Below are 16211 nucleotides of genomic sequence, written 5' to 3' on the forward strand. Positions count from 1 at the left end.
TCATGCTGACGTTTTTCATCAAACGCCCGCGCTTCGCGATGGTGATTGCGCTGGTCATCACCCTGCTGGGGGCCATCGCGCTGAGGATCATTCCGGTGGAGCAGTACCCGCAGATCACCCCGCCGGTGGTGAATGTCTCTGCCAGCTGGCCGGGCGCCAGCTCGGCTGACGTGGCGGAGGCCATCGCCACGCCGCTGGAGACGCAGCTTAACGGGGTGGATCACATGCTCTATATGGAGTCCACCAGTTCGGATGAAGGCACCTACAGCCTGAATATCACCTTTGCGGCGGGGACCGATCCGGACCTCGCCGCCATCGACGTGCAAAACCGCGTGGCGCAGGCCGTGGCGCAGCTGCCGACCGAGGCACAGCAAAACGGGGTACAGGTGCGCAAGCGCGCCACCAACCTGATGATGGGAGTAAGCCTTTACTCACCGAACAACACCCACACGCCGCTGTTTGTCAGCAACTACGCCAGCACGCAGGTGCGCGAGGCGCTGTCGCGTCTGCCGGGCGTGGGACAGGTGCAGATGTTTGGCGCGCGGGACTACAGCATGCGCATCTGGCTGCGTCCGGACCGCATGAACGCCCTGAACGTGACCACCGATGACGTGGCGCAGGCGCTGCGCGAGCAGAACGTGCAGGGGGCGGCAGGTCAGGTGGGCACGCCGCCGGTGTTCAACGGCCAGCAGCAGACCCTGACCATCAACGGGCTGGGGCGCTTAAGCCAGGCCGACGACTTTGCCGACATCATTATCCGCGCGGGCGAGATGGGCCAGCTGGTGCGCCTGAAGGACGTCGCCGCCATCGAGCTCGGCTCGCGCAGCTACAGCTCCGGCGCGCAGCTGAACGGGCACGACTCTGCTTACCTTGGCATCTACCCAACGCCGTCCGCCAACGCCCTGCGCGTGGCCGACGCGGTGCGCGCGGAGCTGGAGCGTCTCTCGACGCGCTTCCCGGACGACCTGGTCTACGAGGTAAAATTCGACACCACTACCTTCGTTGCCGCCACCATTAAAGAGATTGGCGTCTCGCTGGCGCTGACCATGCTGGCGGTTGTGGTGGTCGTTTCTCTGTTCCTGCAAAGCTGGCGCGCGACGCTGATTGTCGCCCTCGCCATTCCGGTGTCGCTGGTGGGCACCTTTGCAGTGCTCTACGCGCTCGGCTACTCCGCCAACACGCTGAGCCTGTTCGCCATTATTCTGGCGCTGACCATGGTGGTGGATGATGCCATCGTGGTGGTTGAGAGCGTCGAAACCCTGATGGCGGAAGGGCAGAGCCGCACGGCGGCGACCGCGCTGGCGCTGCGCCAGATTGCCGGACCGGTGATTGCTACCACGCTGGTGCTGCTGGCGGTGTTTGTGCCGGTGGCGCTCCTGCCGGGAATTGTGGGCGAGCTGTACCGCCAGTTCGCGGTGACGCTCTCCACTGCCGTCACGCTCTCAAGCCTGGTGGCGCTGACCCTGACGCCCGCGCTCTGCGCGATGCTACTGCGCCCGCGTCCGGCGAAGCCTGCCGCCATTTTCCGTGGGTTCAACCGTGGGCTGGACGCCACGCGCACGCTTTACACCCGGATCGTGAGCGTGTTCAACCTCCGTCCTTGGCTGGCGCTGCTGGCCACCGCAGGCGCGGCGGCAGTAGTGGCGTTCAGCTTTATGTCGATGCCAAAGGGCTTCCTGCCCCAGGAAGATCAGGGCTACTTCTTCGCCAGCGTCCAGCTGCCGGAGGCGGCCTCGCTGGAGCGCACCGAAGCGGTGATGGCTACCGCGCGCGAGCTGATCGCTAAAAACCCGGCGGTGGAAGACGTCATTCAGGTCTCCGGGTTTAACATCCTCAATGGTACCAGCGCGTCGAACGGCGGGTTTATCTCCATCATGCTGAAAGACTGGAGCGAGCGCCCGCCGCTGGACGAGGTGATGGGCACCCTTCAGCGCCAGCTGCTGGCCCTGCCGGAAGCTACCATCATGACCTTCGCGCCGCCGACGCTGCCGGGGCTGGGCAACGCCTCTGGCTTCGACCTGCGCATTCAGGCGCAGGCGGGGCAGAGCCCGGCGGAGCTGGAGCGCGTCACGCGTGAGGTGCTGGCGAAAGCCAACCAGCATCCGCAGCTGAGCCGCGTGTTCACCACCTGGAGCAGCAACGTGCCGCAGCTGACGCTGACCGTTGACCGCGAGCGTGCGGCCCGGCTCGACGTGCCGGTGTCGCGCATCTTCAGCAGCCTGCAAACCGCCTTCGGCGGCACCCGCGCCGGGGATTTCAGCGTCAACAACCGCGTTTACCACGTGGTGATGCAGAACGAGATGCAGTGGCGCGAGCGCGCGGAGCAAATCAGCGAGCTGTTCGTGCGCAGCAACAGCGGCGAACGGGTGCGTCTGAGCAACCTCGTCACCATCACGCCGACCGTCGGCGCGCCATTTATCCAGCAGTACAACCAGTTCCCGTCGGTATCGGTAAGCGGCTCAGCAGCGGAAGGGGTAAGCAGCAGCACCGCGATGGCGGCGATGGGCGAAATTCTGGCGCAGAGCCTGCCTGCCGGGTACGACTACGCCTGGAGCGGCATGTCGTATCAGGAGCAGCGAACCGGCAACCAGGCGGTATGGATTGTGCTGGCGGCGGTGGTGATGGCGTGGCTGTTCCTCGTCGCCCAGTACGAGAGCTGGACGCTCCCGGCGAGCGTGATGCTTTCGGTGCTGTTCGCCATCGGCGGGGCGCTGGTCTGGCTGTGGCTGGCGGGCTACGCCAACGACGTGTACGTGCAGATCGGTCTGGTCTTGCTGATCGCGTTAGCGGCGAAAAACGCGATTCTTATCGTGGAGTTCGCCCGCGCGCGGCGGATGGACGGGATGGCGATTGTCGATGCCGCGCGGGAAGGGGCATCGCGCCGCTTCCGCGCGGTGATGATGACCGCCGTGTCGTTCATCATCGGCGTCCTGCCAATGATGCTGGCGACCGGGGCGGGTGCCCAGAGCCGCCGCATCATTGGCACCACGGTGTTCAGCGGCATGCTGGTGGCAACCGTGGTAGGGATTGTGTTTATCCCCGCGCTGTTCGTGCTGTTCCAGCGCCTGCGCGAGTGGGGCCACGGCCTTACGGACTCGTCGCCCACAGCTCGCAGTGCTTCTGAACCAGAGAAATAAGCGAGCCGCCGTCAGCGATGAAGTCCCGCATGCGCTGCGCCTCGCTCTTGCCCTGCTTTAACAGCAGGGCAATTTCATTAATTGCGCTCGTTGCGCCGAGCTTCTCGGCCGACGGCGCAACCTGCTCCAGCAGCCAGGCGATATCGTCCGCCACGGTTTTGTGCTCGCCGGTATGCACGTCCGTCAGAACCCCCTCCAGCCCGTAGCGACACGCCTGAAAACGGTTAAAGCGGTACAGCAGAAAATCCCGCTCCTGATGCTTATACGGCCGCGTGGTCAGCAGCCAGTGGGACGTCGCCTGGATCAGCCCGGCGATATTAATCGCGTGGCCGAGCGTCAGCGGGGTATCCATCACCCGTACCTCGACGGTACCGAAGTGCGGGCTGGGGCGGATGTCCCAGTGCAGATCTTTAATGCTGTCGATCATGCTGGTAGCGCTCAGGCGGCGGAACAGCCCTTCGAACTCCTGCCAGCTGTTAACCCAAGGCATCTGGCCGTTATCCGGGAACCCGGAGAAGATGTTGAGACGCGACGAGGAGAACTTCGTGTCGGTGCCCTGCATGTACGGCGAGGCGGCAGTTAGGGCGATAAAGTGCGGCACGAAGCGCGACAGGCCGTGCAGGAGATAAATGGCGTCATCCCCGGTCCGGCAGCCGACGTGCACGTGCTGTCCGAACACCGTTGCCTGCAAAATCAGGTAGCCAAAGCGCTCCAGCGTGACGTTATAGCGCTCGTCGTCGCACACCTCCTGACGCTGCCACTTCTGGAACGGATGCGTCCCGCCGCCGCAGATCTGGATGTGCTGCTCCGCCGCCGCGCGCAGGATGCTCTGCTGCATCACCGAGAACTGCGCCGCCGCCTGGTCAATGGTCTGGCACACGCCGGTGGCGATTTCGAGCATGCTTTCGGTGATGTCGTGTTTGACTTCACCGCCTTTGATGTCGTCTTTGACGGCGGCGATGAGGGCAGAGGAGTCCTGGCTCAGATCGTAGCCCGGCGGGTTAACCACCTGCAGTTCGAGTTCGATGCCGAGGGTGAACGGTTCAGAGGATTTGAAATCAGGTAAAGGCATGGCGCACTCCGTTGTCTGTTGTGTGTTGAGTATAGACAACGACGTGGCGCTCACTTTTCAGGGTGGTATAACTGTTAGCAGGCTTAGCGAAAAGAGGGGTTAACCATGTCTGAGAATCCAGTGATTGCGCTGATTGGTCCCGGTGCGATTGGCACCACCATTGCCGCGGTGTTGCATGACGCTGGCCGCACGCCGCTGCTCTGCGGACGCACCGCGCATCCGGAATTACGCCTGCGTTACGACGAGGGGGAAACGGTTGTGCCCGGTCCGGTATTCACCGATCCGTCCGTCATTACTCGCCCCGCAGATCTTGTTTTTGTGGCGGTAAAAACGACGCAAAATTCCGACAGCGCCGGGTGGCTGCGCGCGCTGTGCGATGAAAACACCGTGGTCTGCGCCCTGCAAAACGGCGTAGAGCAGAAGGCGCAGCTTGAGCCATTGGTCAGTGGCGCAACGGTGTTGCCGTCGGTGGTCTGGTTCCCGGCGCAGCGCGAGCCGGATGCCTCCGTCTGGCTCCGGGCGAAGCCGCGCCTGACGCTACCGGACGCGCCCCAGGCGCAGCGGGTGGTCGAAGCGCTTCGTGATACGCGCTGCGCGGTTGAGCTCTCGGAAGATTTCGCCACCGTCGCCTGGCGCAAGCTGCTGCAAAACGCGGTCGCCGGGCTTATGGTGCTGGCCAACCGCCGCGCCGGGATGTTCAGGCGAGAGGATGTCAGCGAGCTGGCGCTGGCCTACCTGCGCGAAGGGCTGACCGTCGCCCGCGCTGAAGGGGCGAAGCTGAACGATGACGTGGCGCAGGAGATTCTGGCGAACTTCCAACGCGCGCCCGTGGATTTGGGTACGTCGATTCTCGCTGACCGTCAGGCGGATCGCCCGATGGAGTGGGATATCCGTAACGGCGTCATCCAGCGCTACGGCCGCAAACACGGCATTGCGGTGCCCATCAGCGATGTAGTGGTGCCGCTGCTGGCGGCGGGGAGCGAGGGGCCGGGCTAACGGCCGCTGTTTTTCCATTCGGCAAAGTAATGGGCGGCCGTGCTGCCCATCGCTTTTCTAAACAAAATGATAAACGCATTCATACCTGAGAGTGGAGGCGGGCCGATAGAGAGGAAGGGAGATGAATATGAATGTCCGCTCTGTGCCAGCAGCAGACGTTGAGGAGAATATTATTTTGATGTGAAATATTTGCGTAATATTTTTTCTAATAGCGAGAAAACGACCGTCACCCTTTTGGGAGTAATCAGCTGGTAAGGTCGATATAAATAAAATTGCCATTTCTCCTGTCGGAGTTCTGGCAGTGGGGGAACAAGTTGGCCGCTTGCTAAGTACTCCCTACAGATAAAATCGCTGGATTGTACAACCGTTTTTCCGGCCAATGCAGCCTGAATTTCGGCGTATGGGTCTGTAGTATAAAACTCAATATGACGAGGGACAAAAGTATTCACTGCGTCACTCATAAACTCAAATGATTTTCCTGTCTCAGGATTAATTAAACCACTAAATGGATAACGCTGTCGAAGATCTTCTAAATCAGTAGGTGCTCCCAGACGCTCAATAAGTTCAGGGGATGCAACCAAAATATGTTCAACTTGTCCGATGTTTTTAATGATAAAGTTTGGATTAGGTTCTCGCCCTACGCGTATACCTATATCGATACGATGCTCAATAGTATCAAGTTTCATCATATCTAAACGCCAGTCAATAAATAAATCAGGATAGGGGCGTAGTGCAGTCAAGAGTTCATACAAGATTTGTTCATGATTTGGAAATCGAAGTAATGTGATGCGAACAATACCTTTCATTTCATTATCATCTTTCGCCATCTGAAATAATTTTTCAGAATCTTCCAGCAGTCGCTTCGCTTGGGGTAAAAATAGTTCGCCGAAACTGGTGAGAAAGATCGAACGAGTATTGCGTTTGAATAAAGGTTCACCAAGTTGTTTCTCCAACTCAGCGACTGTTCGGGTTACTACTGATGGTGAAACCGACAGTTTGATGGCTGCTTCGCGGAAGTTCAAGGTCTCAGAGGCGATGATGAAAAATTTTAGTGCATCAAGTTTGTTCATGATTATTGTGAAATTTGCAATAATGTATTTTGATAATAGCAATTAATTTGCAACTATTCCAGCCATATAATCGAACAATCAAATAAGTAACCTGTCTTACTTTTTATCAGAACTCAAAAGAGTAAATTATGTCAATTCAACCAGTAGAGTTAAACAAAGCCTATCGTTTATTACAGGTCGGGCCAACCACGATGATATCGGCTAAAAATGATGGCATTGAAAATGTCATGGCAGCGGCCTGGGTGGGATTAGTAGGCAATAACAAAGTGATGGCTTTTATAGGTCCACAGGCATTTACTCGCGGGCTTGTAGAAAAAAGCGGATATTACGCTGTCCAGATCCCAGTAGTAAATCAGATGGAAATGGTTTTATATGCTGGAGGCCACAGTTATTCCGACACACCAGATAAAAATAGTAAAATCCCACTATTTTATCAGAAAGAGTTTGATCTGCCTTTAGTTGAAGGTTGCGCTGGCTGGTTAGTATGTAAGGTCATACCCAATGAAGAAAATGAAAAGCAGCACAATTTGTTCTTGGGGGAAATTGTCGGAGCATGGAGTGATGACCGCGTTTTCAGAAATGGGCACTGGATTTTTGATGATGCGCCTGATGAATTACGTACTGTCCATTACGTAGCTGGTGGACAGTTTTATGCCATTGGCAAAGGTACAAAATTTAATTATGGTCCGGGAAAAGACTAATCCTTACTTCTGTATAAATGTAGCCATATAACATGTCTACATAGAGGTAGTAGCAAAAAAAAACAATTAAGATGTCCGCTTTTCGCTCTTAACGGACATTCAACAAACAACGCTATTCTTTTATTAAGGCCAAAGTCCTGCTTTTTACCCAGCAGGACCCCGGCCTTCCATCACCCGCCTCAGTGCGCCGTGATATAAGGCTCTTTCACAAACTCCGCCAGCAGCCAGACCATATCATGCAGCAGCCCGGTGAGCTCTTTCGCCACGCTCGCAGGTAATGTCCCGCCCATTACTGCCAGCGTTAACGCCACGGCATAATCCACCTGTAGCGCCGTTTCTTGCCAGCATTCTGGCACGCAGGAGGTTATCTTTTCCCCCGCAATGAGCCGTTCCACCAGATACGGTGGAAGTTCTGAGTCACAGCACTCGCGCAGCCGTTTCAGCGCAGCCAGCAGTCGCTCGCATAGCGTGGCAAATGTCACTGCGTCGTAAGTTTCCACCAGTACGCTTACGTAAGCGGCGCAGGCATCGGCCAGTTCGAAGAGATCCGCAGAATCGGAAATTGGGTGGTTGATGAGCTGATGAACAACGCTTTCCTCAGAAAGCGCGTAGGAAAATTCAGGGGTAGTCGCCATTTAGCATCCTCTTTGTCTAAAAAATGTCACGTTATGCTAACGGGTTCCTACGCCCGGTTACGGATGTGCCGCAACGCAGGCACTTTACGACCACGGAGAAGGGATGAAAAGTGATAAACCTGAATTACATAAGGTTGCTTGCAGGTTTGCGAGGCGGCTTCCAGAACGGCATTGCCGGGCGGCGGCTACGCCTGACCCGGCCTACAAAATCCAAAGCCCCAACAGCGACACGAACCGTAGGCCCGCGCAAGCGAAGCGCCGCCGGGCACAGCCGCGCTGCCGTCACCCCTCGCTCATCATCGCCAGAAACCGCTTCACCGTCCGCGAGCGTTCAAAACGCCGCCAGCACAGCGCGATATCGGTATAAAGCTCCGGCGAGCGCAGCGCGTGGTAGGTCACATTCGGCGGTGAAATGGCCGCCATGGATTTCGGCACCAGCGCGAACCCGCCGCCGGCGGAGACCATGCTCAGGGAAGAGGAAAGCTGCGACGACTGCAGCGCGCGCTGCACGTTTATTCCGGCCCGCTCGCAGCAGCCGTAAACCCGGTCATACAGACCCGGCGCGACCTCCTGCGGGAACAGCACCACCGGCGTATCCCGAAGTTCCTCCAGCGCCAGATCGCCGCACGTCGCCAGGGGATGATCGCGATGCAGCGCCACCACCATTGGCTCCCGGTCGAGGATTTTTAATTCGAATACCTTGCTGCTCTCGCACGGCAGGCGCACAAAGGCGATATCCAGCTCACCCTCCGCCAGCATCGTGGTCAGCGACGACATGTTGGCTTCCACCTGGTGAACCTGCACTGCCATGTTCTGCACCTGAAACTGGCGGATCAGGGCGAAGATTTTGGGATGAAAGGCATCCGAACTGGTAATGCCAATCGACAGGCTGCCGTTCAGCCCGCGCGCGATGCCCCGGGCTTTCTCCAGCGCGGCGTCGCTCAGCGCCAGGATCTTACAGGCGTCCTCATAGAAGGCTTCTCCCGCCTCGGTCAGCTCCACGCCCCGCGTCAGGCGCCTGAACAGCGGCGTGCCCACTTCCTCCTCAAGCCGTTTGATCTGCTGGCTCAGAGGAGGTTGTGAAATACCCAGCGCGTTGGCCGCCCTGGTGAAGTGTCGCTCGCGTGCTACCGCGACAAAATAGCGCAGATAACGAAGTTCCATATCAAAAACGTCTCAAACCAGCATGGATTCTATATTGGAACTCTCTGCTGAATCGGGTCAACATTTATTTAACCTTTATAAATAAAGTTGAAGAGGACGAGCATGATGATGCATTCATCTGCATGCGACTGTGAGGCGAGTTTATGCGAGACCCTGCGCGGGTTTTCGGCTCAACATCCTGACAGCGTGATCTATCAGACATCGCTAATGAGCGCCCTGCTAAGCGGCGTCTACGAAGGGGAGACCACCATCGCCGACCTGCTGGCACACGGCGATTTTGGCCTCGGCACCTTTAACGAGCTGGACGGCGAAATGATTGCCTTCAGCAGCCAGGTCTACCAGCTGCGCGCCGACGGCAGCGCCCGGGCCGCGAAGCCGGAGCAAAAAACGCCGTTCGCGGTGATGACCTGGTTCCAGCCGCAGTACCGCAAAACCTTCGACGGGCCGGTCAGCCGTCAGCAGATCCACGATGTGATCGACCAGCAGATCCCCTCCGACAACCTGTTCTGCGCGCTGCGCATCGACGGCAACTTCCGTCACGCGCACACCCGCACCGTACCGCGCCAGACGCCACCGTACCGGGCGATGACCGACGTGCTGGACGACCAGCCGGTGTTCCGCTTTAACCAGCGCGAGGGCGTGCTGGTGGGGTTCCGCACGCCGCAGCATATGCAGGGCATCAACGTGGCGGGCTATCACGAACACTTCATCACCGACGACCGACAGGGCGGCGGCCATCTGCTCGACTACCAGCTTGAGAGCGGCGTGCTCACCTTCGGTGAAATTCACAAGCTGATGATCGACCTGCCCGCCGACAGCGCGTTTTTACAGGCCAACCTGCACCCCAGCAACCTTGATGCGGCTATCCGCGCCGTCGAAAACTAACAGGAGAACTACCGTGAACAGTGAGAAACAGTCACGTCAGTGGGCGCACGGCGCCGATATGGTTGTCGGCCAGCTGGAAGCGCAGGGCGTGAAGCAGGTGTTCGGGATCCCGGGGGCAAAAATCGACAAGGTCTTTGACTCCCTGCTGGACTCCTCCATCGAGATCATTCCCGTACGCCACGAGGCCAACGCGGCGTTTATGGCGGCGGCAGTGGGGCGTCTGACCGGCAAAGCCGGGGTGGCGCTGGTCACCTCCGGACCGGGCTGTTCGAACCTGATCACCGGTATTGCCACCGCCAACAGCGAAGGCGACCCGGTGGTAGCACTGGGTGGGGCGGTGAAGCGGGCGGATAAAGCGAAGCTGGTGCATCAGAGCATGGACACCGTCGCGATGTTCAGCCCGGTGACAAAATACGCCGTAGAAGTGAACTCCCCGGACGCGATTGCCGAGGTGGTGTCCAACGCGTTTCGCGCCGCCGAGCACGGCAGGCCGGGCGGGGCGTTTGTCAGCCTGCCGCAGGATATTGTCGACCAGCCCACCACGGGGGCGATTTTGCCCGCCAGCGGTCCCGCGCTGATGGGGCCGGCACCGGAATCCGCCATTAACGACGTGGCGAAGCTTATTGAAAAAGCCAAAAACCCGGTCATCTTACTCGGCCTGATGGCCAGCCAGCCCGCCAACAGCGCCGCGCTGCGCAAGCTGCTGGAGAAAAGCCGTATCCCGGTCACCAGTACCTACCAGGCCGCCGGGGCGGTCAATCAGGAGCACTTCACCCGCTTTGCCGGACGCGTCGGCCTGTTTAACAACCAGGCGGGCGACCGGCTGCTGCTTCTGGCGGATCTGATTATCTGCATCGGCTACAGCCCGGTGGAGTACGAGCCTTCTATGTGGAACAGCGGCGACGCGACGCTGGTGCACATTGACGTACTGCCCGCCTATGAGGAGCGCAAGTATGTTCCCGATCTGGAGCTGGTGGGGGATATCGCCGCCACGCTGAACCTGCTCGCCAGCCGCATTGAGCACAAGCTTGAACTGAGCCAGCGCGCCTCGGAAATTCTGGTCGATCGCCAGCATCAGCGGGACCTCCTCGACCGCCGTGGCGCATCGCTTAACCAGTTTGCCCTGCATCCGCTGCGCATCGTGCGCGCCATGCAGGACATCGTGAACAACGACGTGACGCTTACCGTCGATATGGGCAGCTTCCACATCTGGATCGCCCGCTACCTCTACAGCTTCCGCGCGCGTCAGGTGATGATCTCCAACGGGCAGCAGACCATGGGCGTGGCGCTGCCGTGGGCAATTGGCGCGTGGCTGGTCAACCCGGGCCGCAAGGTGGTGTCGGTCTCCGGCGACGGCGGCTTTTTGCAGTCGAGCATGGAGCTGGAAACCGCCGTACGCCTCAACGCCAACGTGCTGCACATCATCTGGGTGGATAACGCCTACAACATGGTTGCCATTCAGGAAGAGAAAAAATACCAGCGTCTTTCCGGCGTCGAGTTCGGCCCGGTCGACTTCAAAGCCTATGCCGATGCGTTCGGCGCAAAAGGTTTTGCCGTCGAGAGTGCCGACGCGCTCGAACCGACGCTGCGTGCCGCAATGGATGTCGATGGCCCGGCCGTGGTGGCCATTCCCGTCGACTACAGCGATAACCCGCTGCTGATGGGCCAGCTCCATCTCAGCCAGATTTTGTGAATCAACATAAGGACAGAGAAATGCAAAAAGTGGCTCTCGTAACCGGCTCAGGCCAGGGGATTGGCAAAGCGATCGCGCTTCGTCTGGTGAAGGATGGTTTTGCCGTCGCTATCGCCGATTACAACGAAGAGACGGCGAAAGCGGTTGCCGATGAAATCATCCGCAGCGGCGGGAAGGCCGTTGCCGTGAAGGTGGATGTCTCTGACCGCGAGCAGGTATTTGCGGCCGTGGAGAAAGCCCGCACCGCGCTGGGCGGCTTCAACGTTATCGTCAACAACGCCGGGGTCGCGCCGTCCACGCCGATCGAATCCATCACGCCGGAGATTGTCGACAAGGTTTACAACATCAACGTGAAAGGGGTGATCTGGGGCATTCAGGCCGCGATTGACGCGTTCCGCAAAGAGGGACACGGCGGCAAAATCATCAACGCCTGCTCACAGGCGGGGCATACCGGCAACCCGGAGCTGGCCGTCTACAGTTCCAGTAAATTTGCGGTGCGCGGCTTAACCCAGACCGCCGCACGGGATCTTGCTCCGCTGGGGATCACCGTTAACGCCTACTGCCCGGGCATCGTTAAAACGCCGATGTGGGCGGAGATCGACCGTCAGGTCTCCGAGGCAGCGGGTAAACCGCTCGGCTACGGGACCGAGACCTTTGCCAAACGCATCACGCTTGGCCGCCTGTCCGAACCGGAAGATGTTGCCGCCTGCGTTTCATATCTTGCCGGGCCAGACTCTGACTATATGACCGGCCAGTCTCTGCTCATCGATGGTGGGATGGTGTTCAACTAAATTCTAATAAGCTCTGACATGAGTTTTCCCCTGCCCCCGTGCAGGGGCTTTTTTTTGTCTCCTCCGCCATTGTGCATTACACTGCGCGCTGCAAAACTTTAGTCATTACGATCTGACAGGCGGTAACAGCGATGAACGGTACAATCACAACGTGGTTTAAAGATAAAGGCTTCGGATTTATCAAAGATGAAAACGGCGACAACCGCTATTTTCATGTGATTAAGGTCGCGAACCCCGATCTGATTAAAAAAGACGCTGCGGTGACCTTCGAGCCAACTACCAACACCAAAGGCCTTTCCGCGTATGCGGTGAAGGTGATCCCGGAGAGCAAGCATCTCTATATCGCGGGCGAGCGCGTGAAGCTCACCTCGATCAAATCCTTCGTGGTATTCAGCGAAGAAGAGCCCGTTGAGACCAAAATCGACAAAGAGAACGCGGTGCTGTCGGTGGGTCTGCTGATGAACAGCATCAAACCAAAATCCGACAAGAAGCCGGGCGAAATGCGCACGGTGAAGAAGCTGGCGATCACCACCTTCCAGAACACGACGATGATCTTTACCGAAGATGAAATCGACATTGATGCCACGGTGAAGCTGCTGAAGTGATGGTTTGCCGGGTGGCGGCGATGCCTTACCCGGCCTGCAAAACTTAACCCATTCTGTGCTCGCCCCGTAACATCGCCTCACGGTCAAACACCTTCTGAATCGCCCCGTGCGCCATAAACGCTGCCCGGTCGGACATATGGGCAATCACGTCCGCGTCGTGGCTCACCAGCAGATAGGTCATCTCATGCTCGGCCTTCAGGCGGTTAAGCAGGTTCAGGATTTCCGCCTGCACCGACATATCCAGCGCCGAGGTCGGTTCATCCAGCAGCAGAAGCTGCGGGCGCAGCAGCAGCGCCCGGGCAATGGCAACGCGCTGGCGCTGGCCGCCGGAAAGCTGGTGCGGGTAGCGCCTGCCCGCCTCGGCGGAAAGCCCCACCTGCTGCAGCGCATCCGCCACCTTTTCCGCAACCTGCGTTTCACCGTGGAGGCTTAACGGCTCCGACAGGGTGCGCGCAATGGTGTGGTTTGGATGCAGCGACGCCCACGGATCCTGAAACACCATCTGCACGTTGCGGCGAAGATTGCCTTCAAAGCGGCGCCCTGGCGTTAACGTTTCTCCCAGCAGCGCAATACTGCCGCGCCACTCGCGCTGTAGCCCTGCCAGCACGCGCAGAAGGGTTGATTTGCCGCAGCCGGATTCGCCAATCAGGCTGAACGTCTCGCCTCTCTCTATGCTAAAGCTGGCGGCAGAGACCGCCGTTTTTTCCCCGAAGGTGACCTGCACCTGGTTAACCTCAACGAGCGCCATCGCTGGCCTCCTTCCACAGCTGCGAACGATCGAGCGTCGGCAGCATCTGTCCATAAGTATGGGCGTCTGGACGACAGGTCCACAGGGTGCGCGTGTACGGATGCGTCGCCTGCGGAAGCTGGCTTGCCGCCATCTCATCGACCTTTTCACCCTGATACATCACCAGCACGCGGTCGCAGTGCTCCGCCACCAGCGGCAGATCGTGGCTGATTAACAGCATCGCCATCTGGCGTTCTTCGCACTGCTGCACCAGCAGCTCGAGGATCTGATTGCGCAGGCGGGCGTCCAGCGCGGAGGTCGGTTCGTCGGCAATCAGCACCTGCGGGTTGTTGATCAGCGCAATCGCAATCATCACCCGCTGGCCCATGCCCCCGGAAAGCTCGCCGGGATAGCGTGACAGCACGTTCTCGTTCAGCCCGACGGCGCTGATGATGTCGTGAATGCGCGCCGCACGCTCCGGGCGCGTCAGGCGCTGATGCAGCGTGAGCGCCTCATCAAGCTGGGCGGCGACGCTTTTCACGGGGTTTAGGGCGTAGCGCGGGTCCTGCAGGACCATCGCAATCCCGTTGCCGCGCAGCGCCTGCCAGCGGCGGGCGTTCAGGGTCAGCAGATCGTTGCCAAGCACGTTAAGCCGGTTCGCGCTCACGATACCGGGTTTACGCACCAGACCCATCAGGGCGCGGGCGGACATCGACTTACCGGAGCCGGATTCTCCCACCAGCGCCAGCCGCTCGTTGCCAAGCCGAAAGCTCAGGTTGTTGACCACGCGCGCGGCGGGGTAGTCGATATTCAGCGCATCGACGATAACGCGGTGTTCAGTCATGCTGTGGCTCCAGTACGTCGCGCAGGCCATCGCCCAGCAGGTTAAACGCCAGGCTGGCAAACAGGATGGCGCCGCCCGGAATGGCGGCAATCCACCACTGGTCGAAAATCACCTGCATGCCGTCGGCAATTATCGCCCCCCATTCGGCCATGGGCGGACGCGCGCCAAGGCCGAGGAAGCCGAGACCGGCGGCGGCCAGAATAATCCCCGCCAGATCCAGCGCCAGCCGCACAATCGCGGACGGCAGGCACAGGGGCAGAATATGGCCGACCAGCAGGCGCAGGCCGCGGATCCCCATCATCTCCGCGGCGGCCAGATAATCGCTGTGGCGCAGACGCTGAATCTCGCTCCGCGCCTGACGCGCGTAGGCGGGCCAGGTGGTTAAGGCCAGCGCCAGCGCGCCGTTGACCAGCCCCGGGCCAAGCATCGCCACAAACGCGAAGGCGAGGATCAGGCGCGGCATCGACATCACCACGTCGGTAAAGCGCATCAGGATACGCTCCACCCAGCCGCCGTAGTAGCCGGACAAAATGCCCACCAGCAGCCCGGCGGGCAGGGTAATGACCGTCACCAGGGCCACCAGCCCGAGCGCCGGACGGGTGCCGTAAATCAGGCGCGAGAGCAGATCGCGCCCGTAGCTGTCGGTGCCCAGCCAGTGCCGGGCGCCAGGCGCCTCCAGGCGCGCGGCAGCGTCCTGCCAGTTCGGATCAACCGGCGCCAGCCAGGGCGCGAACAGGGCAATAAACACCAGCAGCACGAGGCCAGTCAGTCCGCAAACGGCGGCAGGGGAGCGGCGCAGGCGGCGTAAGAAGAGATAAAACGGCATCAGCGCACCCTGGGATCGGTCGCCCGCACAAGCAGGTCGGTAAGGTTATTGATCAGCACAAAGCAGACGCCAATCAGCAGCGTACCGCCCATAACCGCGGTCGTGTCTCCGGCGAACAGGGCGGTGGTGAGATAGCGTCCAATGCCCGGCCACGAGAACACGGTTTCGGTTAATACCGCCCCTTCCAGCATGCTGGTATAGGCCAGGGCGATCACCGTCAGCAGGGTGCTGCGAATGTTCGGCAGCACGTGGCGCAGCAGAATGGCCATCTCCCCGGCACCCTTGGCGCGGGCAAGCAGGATGTACTCCTTGTTCATTTCGCTGAGGCAGGCCGAGCGGGTCAGACGGGTAATGCTTGCCAGCGAGTAATAGGCCAGCAGCAGCACCGGCAGCACCAGGTGGCTGATGGCGTTGCGGAATGCCTCGCGATCGCCGGAAAGCCAGGTGTCTATCAGCGCAAAGCCGGTGCGCGGCTCGACGGTGAACTGCCAGATATCGTCCAGCCTGCCGGGGCCCACGCTCCACTGCAGCTTCGCGTAGAACAGGGCCAGCATCAGCAGGCCAAGCCAGAAAATCGGCACCGAGTTGCCGAGCAGGGTAAGCGTTCTGATCGCGACATCGAGCGGCGAACCGGCGTAGCGGGCGCACAGCACCCCGGCCGTCACGCCGAGCACGGACCCAATGATTAACGCCAGCGTCGCCAGCTCCAGCGTAGCGGGGAAGGCGTGCAGCAGATCCTGCAGCACCGGCTGCCCGGTAGCGCTGGCGGTGCCTAAATCACCGTGGGCGAGATTTTGCAGATAGTGCCAGAACTGCACGGGTAGGGGACGATCCAGCCCGAGCTGGTGGCGAACCTGATCGTACGTTGACTGGCTGGCGTGATCCCCGACGATCTGCAGCACGCGATCGACCGGGGAAAACGCCGAAAGCGCAAACGTGACGAGCAGCAGCCCGAAGAGCGTCAGCAGCAGGGTCAGCAGACCCTGAAGCACGCGGGTGGAAAGATGCGGCATGGGAAATCGTTATCCAGAAAATATGCACGGACGACCCCCTCTCCCACGGGAG

General features: G+C 59.7%; 15 protein-coding genes. 7 read left to right on the forward strand and 8 right to left on the reverse strand.

The window, feature by feature from the left end; genetic code table 11:
* Positions 1-2: 2 nt before the first annotated feature.
* Positions 3-3137, forward strand: a complete 3135-nt coding sequence (locus tag IM295_RS12655; protein WP_193066766.1) for an efflux RND transporter permease subunit — start codon at positions 3-5, stop codon at positions 3135-3137.
* Here the strand turns inward: IM295_RS12655 and IM295_RS12660 are convergent.
* Entirely contained in the window at positions 3088-4209 is a 1122-nt protein-coding gene (locus tag IM295_RS12660; protein ID WP_193066767.1) for a YbdK family carboxylate-amine ligase, read from the reverse strand. The genes IM295_RS12655 and IM295_RS12660 overlap by 50 nt on opposite strands.
* 105 nt (positions 4210-4314) lie before the next feature.
* Between IM295_RS12660 and IM295_RS12665 the strand changes: the two genes are divergently transcribed.
* Positions 4315-5205 (forward strand): oxidoreductase, encoded by an 891-nt coding sequence (locus tag IM295_RS12665; protein WP_126300333.1) that lies wholly within the window; start codon positions 4315-4317, stop codon positions 5203-5205.
* A 170-nt stretch (positions 5206-5375) separates the two neighbouring features.
* On the opposite strand, the gene IM295_RS12670 is transcribed toward IM295_RS12665, so the two are convergent.
* The gene (locus IM295_RS12670) at positions 5376-6275 is read right to left on the reverse strand and encodes a LysR family transcriptional regulator (RefSeq protein WP_028012259.1); all 900 of its coding nucleotides are present in this window, start codon (positions 6273-6275) and stop codon (positions 5376-5378) included.
* Positions 6276-6403: 128 nt separating this feature from the next.
* On the opposite strand from IM295_RS12670, the gene IM295_RS12675 reads away from it, so the two are divergent.
* Positions 6404-6976: a flavin reductase family protein gene (locus tag IM295_RS12675; RefSeq protein ID WP_028012260.1), complete on the forward strand. Its 573-nt coding sequence runs from the start codon at positions 6404-6406 to the stop codon at positions 6974-6976.
* Positions 6977-7155: 179 nt separating this feature from the next.
* Here IM295_RS12675 and IM295_RS12680 read toward each other — a convergent pair whose 3' ends face one another.
* Together IM295_RS12680 and IM295_RS12685 are read right to left on the reverse strand one after the other, a co-directional pair.
* Positions 7156-7611 carry a hypothetical protein gene (locus tag IM295_RS12680; protein ID WP_028012261.1) on the reverse strand — a complete coding sequence of 152 codons (456 nt, stop codon included), beginning with the start codon at positions 7609-7611 and terminating at the stop codon, positions 7156-7158.
* 282 nt (positions 7612-7893) lie between these two features.
* The gene (locus tag IM295_RS12685) at positions 7894-8775 is read right to left on the reverse strand and encodes a LysR family transcriptional regulator (RefSeq protein WP_045260736.1); all 882 of its coding nucleotides are present in this window, start codon (positions 8773-8775) and stop codon (positions 7894-7896) included.
* A gap of 105 nt (positions 8776-8880) precedes the next feature.
* Here IM295_RS12685 and budA point away from each other — a divergent pair, with 105 nt between their 5' ends.
* The 4 genes from budA to IM295_RS12705 all read left to right on the forward strand — a co-directional run bounded on the left by budA (position 8881) and on the right by IM295_RS12705 (position 12749).
* Positions 8881-9660 (forward strand): acetolactate decarboxylase, encoded by a 780-nt coding sequence (gene budA, locus IM295_RS12690; RefSeq protein ID WP_028012263.1) that lies wholly within the window; start codon positions 8881-8883, stop codon positions 9658-9660.
* Complete coding sequence (gene alsS, locus IM295_RS12695) at positions 9632-11353, forward strand: acetolactate synthase AlsS (RefSeq protein WP_226859483.1); 1722 nt, start codon at positions 9632-9634, stop codon at positions 11351-11353. Before budA ends, alsS begins: the two co-directional genes overlap by 29 nt.
* 20 nt (positions 11354-11373) lie before the next feature.
* Entirely contained in the window at positions 11374-12144 is a 771-nt protein-coding gene (locus IM295_RS12700; RefSeq protein WP_088205188.1) for a (S)-acetoin forming diacetyl reductase, read from the forward strand.
* Between the two features lie 131 nt (positions 12145-12275).
* Positions 12276-12749, forward strand: a complete 474-nt coding sequence (locus IM295_RS12705) for a cold-shock protein (protein WP_045260739.1) — start codon at positions 12276-12278, stop codon at positions 12747-12749.
* Between the two features lie 43 nt (positions 12750-12792).
* Here the strand turns inward: IM295_RS12705 and IM295_RS12710 are convergent, their stop codons facing one another.
* Genes IM295_RS12710 through IM295_RS12725 form a run of 4 tightly spaced genes read right to left on the reverse strand, consistent with a single transcriptional unit; the run spans position 12793 to position 16159 of the window.
* Positions 12793-13497, reverse strand: a complete 705-nt coding sequence (locus IM295_RS12710) for an ABC transporter ATP-binding protein (RefSeq protein ID WP_048998940.1) — start codon at positions 13495-13497, stop codon at positions 12793-12795.
* Entirely contained in the window at positions 13484-14320 is an 837-nt protein-coding gene (locus tag IM295_RS12715) for an ABC transporter ATP-binding protein (RefSeq protein ID WP_193066769.1), read from the reverse strand. The genes IM295_RS12710 and IM295_RS12715 overlap by 14 nt, the downstream gene beginning before the upstream one ends.
* Complete coding sequence (locus IM295_RS12720; RefSeq protein WP_193066770.1) at positions 14313-15146, reverse strand: ABC transporter permease; 834 nt, start codon at positions 15144-15146, stop codon at positions 14313-14315. The genes IM295_RS12715 and IM295_RS12720 overlap by 8 nt, the downstream gene beginning before the upstream one ends.
* Positions 15146-16159 carry an ABC transporter permease gene (locus IM295_RS12725; RefSeq protein ID WP_048961395.1) on the reverse strand — a complete coding sequence of 338 codons (1014 nt, stop codon included), beginning with the start codon at positions 16157-16159 and terminating at the stop codon, positions 15146-15148. Before IM295_RS12725 ends, IM295_RS12720 begins: the two co-directional genes overlap by 1 nt.
* Between the last annotated feature and the right edge of the window lie 52 nt (positions 16160-16211).

The organism is Enterobacter cloacae complex sp. P14RS (assembly GCF_014895895.1).
Lineage (GTDB): Bacteria > Pseudomonadota > Gammaproteobacteria > Enterobacterales > Enterobacteriaceae > Enterobacter > Enterobacter bugandensis.